The following is a 6,335-nucleotide window of genomic DNA, read 5'->3' on the forward strand; positions in this document are numbered from 1 at the left end:
GGATCAAACTCTCCATAAAAGCTTCTCAGCACTACAAAAAGCACAATCCAAGCAAAAAACAAACCAAAAAACTGGCTGTTTCCAAAAAACGCGACCCCCACGACAGGGATGTGAAAGGGTCGCAACCAAACAAAAAATTTGGCACTATCACAAACAAAACACACTGTTGAGTTCTCAAACAACACCACCACACCGCTCCCCGGACAGTCACCGACCACCCAGATCACGAGGGTTCTACATCAACCGCCACCCTTTTCGGGGCAACTTCTCCAGCCTAGCGCACGCGGCCCACCCAGTCAAACCAGGCAACCCACCACCATCCGGAGCACGTCGCCTCCACCAGCCCGAACCTCCCGGCCCGCACCCGCTCTCGGCGACCTCCAATAAGTTACGCAGACGTGAACCCAAACGCAAATCGCCAGGTCAACTGGCGGATAGCGGCGCCATCGGCTCGGTCAGCGGTGGGTATCGACGCGCTCTATCCGGCCGCCCAGCGACCGCACCTTCTCGAGGAAGTCGGGGTAGCCACGGTCGATGTGGAACACCTCGCAGACCTCCGTCACGGCGTCTCCGCACATCCCCGCGAGGACCAGACCCGCACCGGCGCGGATGTCACTGGCCCACACGGTGGCGGAGTCGAGTCGTTCGCGACCCCGGATCTTGGCATGGTGACCGTCCGTCTCGGCATCCACTCCCATGCGCACCATCTCCTCGACGAAGCGGAAGCGTGCCTCGAAGAGGTTCTCGGTGATCACCGACGCGCCGTCCGCCACCGAGGCCAGCGCGATCGCCATCGGCTGGAGGTCGGTCGGGAAACCGGGGAACGGCAGGGTCCGTACATCCCGGGCCCGGGGGCGTCCCTCCTGCGTGACCCGCACCCAGTCCGATCCGGTCGAGACCTGTGCTCCCGCACCCCGGAGATTCTCCAGGACCACGTGGATGAACATGGGATCGATACCGGTGACGGTCACGTCTCCTCGTGTCATCACGGCTCCCATCGCCCAGGTGGCGGCGACGATCCGGTCCCCGATCACCCGGTGGCTGACCGGGCTCAACGACTCGACACCCTCGATGGTGATGGTGCTCGTCCCGGCCCCGCTGATCCGGGCGCCCATCTTCGACAGCAGGTCACAGATGTCGACGATCTCCGGTTCACGGGCCGCGTTGACCAGGGTCGAGGTCCCCCTCGCCAGGACCGCACCGAACAGGAACGTCTCCGTGGCGCCGACGGACGGGAACGCCAGGGTGTACCTGGCCCCCGTGAGTTCGGCCGCCTCGGCGAACAGTCGGCCGTGATCCATCCTCGTGGTGGCGCCCAACTTCTCGAGCGCCTCGCGGTGCCAGTTGAGCGGGCGATCCCCGATCGCGTCACCGCCCGGCATCGCCAGTTCGGCCCGGTGGTAGCGACCGACCAGAGGCCCCAGGATGCAGACGGACGCCCTGAGCCTCTGTGCGGCCCTGTCGTCGGAGACGTGCCCCAGGTCCGCCGGAGTGTCGATCACGACGGTGCCGCCCGAGATCTCGACGGCGCACCCGAGATGCCGCAGCACGTCCGCCATCGCGGGAACGTCGGAGATGTCCGGGCAGTTGGTCAGAGTGGTCCGGCCCTCGGCCATCAGCGCGACCGCCATCAACTTGAGCACGCTGTTCTTCGCGCCGGCGACAGAGACCTCGCCGGCCAGTCTGGTTCCGCCGGTGACGAGGAAGCTCTCCTCGCGGGACGTGGGGTTACCGCTCACGGGTCCACCTTAGGCGAGATGCGGGAGCAATCCGCGCAGCCCGGCGTCCGCGGCACGACGCGACGCCTCCGGCGGGACCACGCCACCGTGCAGCCGGGGCCGCGGGTCGGCGCGCGGGTAGGTTGGCGTCATGGCTGTGCACCTCACCAAGATCTATACCCGGACCGGCGACGACGGCACCACGGGGTTGTCCGATTTCTCCCGGGTGAGCAAGAACGACGCCCGACTCCACGCCTACGCGGAGTGCGATGAGGCCAACGCGGCCCTGGGGGTAGCGTTGACCTGCGGCGATCTGGAGAACCGAGTCGCACAGGTGCTCCGGGTCGTGCAGAACGACCTCTTCGACGCCGGGGCCGATCTCGCCACCCCGGTGGTCGAGGCCCCCAAGTACCCCCCGCTGAGGATCGAAGAGTCCTACATCGACCGACTGGAGGGGTGGATCGACGAGTTCAACGCGGACCTTCCCGACCTGACCTCGTTCATCCTTCCCGGTGGCACCCCCGGCGCGGCGTACCTGCACGTCGCCCGGACCGTGGTCAGGCGCGCCGAGCGAGCCGCCTGGGCGGCGACGGACGCCCATCCGGAGACCACATCCGTATTGCCGGCGCGGTACCTCAACCGGCTCTCGGACCTGCTGTTCGTGCTGGGGAGGGTGGCCAATCCGGACGGTGACGTCCTCTGGGTTCCCGGCGGCGAGCGGGGCTGACGGCGCCGGGTCCGGGAAGACGCCGGGTTCGACGAGCCGGACGGGCCCACCGACCGGCGATCAGGGCAGCACGCCCATCCTCCGCGCCGCGTTGACCGCCTCGAACCGGGTGTGCGCGTCAAGCTTGCGCATCACCGAGCGCAGGTAGCTCTTCACGGTCTCCGCGCCGATACCCATGTCGGCGGCCGTCTCGATGTTCGTCTTCCCCTGCGCGACGCAGGCGAGAACGTCCAGTTCGCGGCGGGACAGACGAGCGGTCGGCATCTCCGGCGGCGGGGAGACCATCTCGGCGCAGATCCGTTCGAGCTCGGCCCGTACGTCCGGATCCTCGGTCCGCGAGGCCAGCATCCTCAGTCGCGCGTGGGTATCGCGCATCCGCTCGTTGGACAGGACGTCATCCCAGCGCCCCTCCCCCGCGCCCGGCCCCATGGGGGCGGCGCCACGGGCCGCGAGTGCGTCGTTGACCGCGATCTCCTGCTCGAGCGCACGAGCGGTGGCCGCCATCTGGTTGAGGACCTTCTCGCCGAAACGGACCGAGGAGTGAACGCCGGCGTAGAGGACCGCTCTCACGTCCTTACCCACCACGACCGGGATGGCCGCCATCGAGCGCAGACCCTCGGACAGAACCGGGAGATCGTACTCGTGGGTGATCACCCCGGCACGCTGGTAGTCGGCCACCCCGACCGGCTTGCCGGTGGCCATGACCCGACCACCGACGCCGGCACCGTAGTGGACCGTCAGGTCCTTCATCGCCGAGGTTCGCATTCCGAGGGACTCGGACAGCACGAGGGTGTGGCCCTCGCCGACGACCCCACCGATGGTCACCGGGATCCCGGTGGCCTCCCGCAGGGCAGAGATCGCGCTACGCACGGATGCCAGATCGCGCCGGCGACGCTGCGCATCACTCGCAGCGTTCCCTGCTGCACCACGGCCGGCGCTCTCCTCGTCCATGAGGTCTCCTCCCACGTCCGTGGCATACCCCCACCGCGAGTAGGGGACGACCCCCCGCACGTGCCACACATCACCTTAGTCAGCGCCACTATACGCACGTGGCCGGGCTGATGCCGACCTCAGGCGGAGGCCACCGACCGACTACCCCGGGGGTACCGTCACCGTCTTCCCCACCGGGGTGCGCTCAGGGGGTGAAAGCTGGATCGAATGCCTCGGGATCCTCCGGATCCACCAGCATCGCGGCCGCCCCGGTGAGAGGCGCGGCACGCTGTTCGTCGTAGATCCACTCCTCGACGTCACTGGCGTCCGGGTCACCCACGAGATACGGGTGTAGGCCCAGATCGGCCTCCGCGTCGACCGCCTCCCCCGGTGACAGCACCGCGTCACCGAGGAACGCGCCCACCTCGTCGTCGTCGAGATCGACGCCGATCATCACCACCCCCTCGGCGCCCTGTCCGCCCGCTCGCAGCTCGAGCCTGCGCCCCACCAGGGCCACCTCATACCGTCGCAGACCGTCGACGGTGGACAGGGTCACCGTTCCCTTGGCGCGGTAGACGCCGGCCGGCGGCGAGGCGAGCGCGGCAAGGAACCGTCGGGGGTGCAGGGGTCCGGCCGGGGCCACGGTGAGAGCCCGGTAGCCGTCGTGGAGGTGCGAGTGGTCGCGGAGATGCGAGTGGTCGTGGTTCCCGCGCTGTCCCTCCGCGGGCTCCGGATCTCCTGCCGCCCCGGTGGCGACGGACCGATCCGGCTCCATCCCGAGCAGCAGACCCGTCGGCACGGCCGCCCGGACCGCGGGCAGGACGGCGACCCGAGGGGCGTGCCGGCGGATCGTCTCGCGGATCCGGTCGAAATGGCTGCGGTCCACGAGATCGCACTTGTTGACCACCACGAGATCCGCCTCCGCCAGATGCGCCGCCAACCTCGGGTGCCGCTCCATCGCATCGTCGAGTCCCTCGGCGTCGACCACCTGGACCATCCCCGCGTGCCGCACGACCTCGCGTGGTACCTCGTGGACCATCCGCGACAGGACCGCCGGTTCGGCCAGACCGCTGGCCTCGATCACCGCCAGGTCGAGCCCGTGATCGGGCCCGGCCAGCCGGGCCAGGGTGTCACCTAGTTCGCTCGCGTCGACCTCACAGCAGACGCACCCGTTGGCCAACGAGATCATGGAGTCCACACGCCCGGCGACCGAGGTGGCGTCGACGTCGATCTCGCCGAAGTCGTTGACGATAGCGGCGATCCGCAACTCCGGCGCTCCGGATAGCAGGTGGTTGAGAAGCGTGGTCTTGCCGGCACCGAGGTAGCCGGTGAGGACCACCACGGGCAGGGGATCGCCGGGGGCGCGGCGCGCATCCGGGCGCCCGTCGCCACCCCCGGCGAGGTGCCCGCGTGGGGGCTGATCCCTCAGCGCCGCCACTCGGGCTTCCGCTTCTCGGCGAACGCCGACATCCCCTCGGTCTGGTCCTCGGTGGCGAAGAGCGCGTAGAAGGCGTTCTGCTCCGCGAGCAGACCCTCCTCGAGGGTGGTCTCGAAGGACCGGTTGACGGCCTGCTTCGCCGCGATGGCGGTGGTCTTGCTCATCGAGGCGATCTTCGCGGCGACCTTCAGGGTCTCGTCCAGCAGTTCCGCGGCAGGGACCACGCGGGCGACCAGGCCTGAGCGTTCGGCCTCGTCGGCGTCCATCTGACGGCCGGTGAGGCACAGGTCCATGGCCTTGGCCTTACCCACCGCGCGCGTGAGCCGCTGCGAGCCGCCCATACCGGGGATCACGCCCAGGGTGATCTCCGGCTGGCCGAACTTCGCGTTGTCGCCCGCGATGATCATGTCGCACATCATGGCGAGCTCGCAGCCGCCGCCGAGGGCGAAGCCGGACACGGCCGCGATGATCGGTGTGCGGGCGGCAGTGAGCCGCTTCCAGTCGCCGAAGAACCGTTCGAGGTAGATCCCCGGGTAGCTCTTGTCCTTCATCTCCTTGATGTCCGCGCCGGCCGCGAAAGCCTTCTCCGAACCGGTGATGACGATGCAGCCGACGTCGGGGTCGGAGTCGAGACCCTCGACGGCCTCGACGACCTCCTTCTCCATGCCACTGCTCAGGGCGTTGAGCGCCTTGGGTCGGTTGAGCGTGATGACCGCCACGCGGTCGTTGCGCTCCACCAGGATGTTCTCGAACTGCTTCTCCGTCACGGACATCGCGTGCTCCAGTCTGCCTCAGGGGATACTTGGACTTCCTTGTAAAAGCTCCGGGTCCGATGCTAGCCGGTCATCTGGCGAGCGGTCCCCCGTTCCACAGCCCCGACCGTACGGTCTCGCCGTGCTCCACCGTCGCGGTCCTCGCCCCGGGCACCAACGGCTCGTACCTCACCAGCGAACCCCAGTCCCGTGACCAGTCGTGCTCCAGGTAGGTGGGGACGGTCTCGCCGGCCAGGAGCAGCTCGATGAACCCGAGGGGCCCGCCGCCGTCCCAGGCCTGCCAGGTGTTGGTCGAGCTCACCGCGAGGTCCCGATCCGGCAGCACCCGGTACTCGGGCAGCTCGTGGACGCCGGCGAATTCCTCGAACGGGCGCAGGCAGGGGACGTGGAACGCCACCGCCCAGTCCGGCAGCACCGGTCGCGAGTCCCCGACCAGCTCCTGCATGGTCACCAACTCGGGCATCCGGGGAGGTGTCACCGCGATCCACCGCGACGGATCCGGGTCGAGGTCGCGCACCACGAGCCGGATGGCCGTGGCGTCGGAGGGCAGCATGTCGACCGGGACCCGGAGGTTCCGCCAGGACGGCGCCGGGCCGATGTCGATGGGCAGGACGGACCCGGCCGACTCGAACTGCTCGGTGGCGGCCGGGGCACCGGCTGCCGGAGCGGTGGCGGGAGCAGGGTCGGTGGCGAACTCCACGCGGATCGCGTCCGGCGCGAACGAGCCGGCCGCGGCGATCGTGATGAGC

The 6,335-nt window shown here is 68.8% G+C and carries 7 protein-coding genes and 1 rRNA gene (1 of these 8 only partly in view); 1 reads left to right on the top strand and 7 read right to left on the bottom strand.

From position 1 onward, the window contains the following. From G6026_RS00690 to G6026_RS17735, 3 genes are all read right to left on the bottom strand, one after another. Positions 1–19, bottom strand: a 16S ribosomal RNA gene (locus G6026_RS00690); it reaches 1,498 nt to the left of the window's first position. 436 nt (positions 20–455) lie between these two features. Next, positions 456–1,739 (bottom strand): UDP-N-acetylglucosamine 1-carboxyvinyltransferase, encoded by a 1,284-nt coding sequence (murA, locus tag G6026_RS00695; RefSeq protein WP_182611949.1) that lies wholly within the window; start codon positions 1,737–1,739, stop codon positions 456–458. 9 nt (positions 1,740–1,748) lie between these two features. After that, positions 1,749–1,871: a hypothetical protein gene (locus G6026_RS17735; protein WP_255458018.1), complete on the bottom strand. Its 123-nt coding sequence runs from the start codon at positions 1,869–1,871 to the stop codon at positions 1,749–1,751. Here G6026_RS17735 and G6026_RS00700 point away from each other — a divergent pair. Next, entirely contained in the window at positions 1,870–2,445 is a 576-nt protein-coding gene (locus tag G6026_RS00700; protein ID WP_182611950.1) for a cob(I)yrinic acid a,c-diamide adenosyltransferase, read from the top strand. The genes G6026_RS17735 and G6026_RS00700 overlap by 2 nt on opposite strands. A 60-nt stretch (positions 2,446–2,505) precedes the next feature. Here G6026_RS00700 and G6026_RS00705 read toward each other — a convergent pair whose 3' ends face one another. The 4 genes from G6026_RS00705 to G6026_RS17040 form a co-directional block, all read right to left on the bottom strand. Beyond that, positions 2,506–3,396, bottom strand: a complete 891-nt coding sequence (locus G6026_RS00705) for a LuxR C-terminal-related transcriptional regulator (RefSeq protein WP_107755814.1) — start codon at positions 3,394–3,396, stop codon at positions 2,506–2,508. A 184-nt stretch (positions 3,397–3,580) separates the two neighbouring features. Then, positions 3,581–4,813: a GTP-binding protein gene (locus G6026_RS00710; protein ID WP_182611951.1), complete on the bottom strand. Its 1,233-nt coding sequence runs from the start codon at positions 4,811–4,813 to the stop codon at positions 3,581–3,583. Next, complete coding sequence (locus tag G6026_RS00715; protein WP_107755812.1) at positions 4,801–5,586, bottom strand: enoyl-CoA hydratase; 786 nt, start codon at positions 5,584–5,586, stop codon at positions 4,801–4,803. The genes G6026_RS00710 and G6026_RS00715 overlap by 13 nt, the downstream gene beginning before the upstream one ends. 70 nt (positions 5,587–5,656) lie before the next feature. Then, positions 5,657–6,335, bottom strand: a 679-nt coding sequence (locus G6026_RS17040; protein ID WP_241727914.1) for an arabinosyltransferase C-terminal domain-containing protein, incomplete at its 5' end; no start/stop codon positions are given.

The sequence above is a fragment of the Dietzia sp. DQ11-38-2 genome, from assembly GCF_014145055.1.
Lineage (GTDB): Bacteria > Actinomycetota > Actinomycetes > Mycobacteriales > Mycobacteriaceae > Dietzia.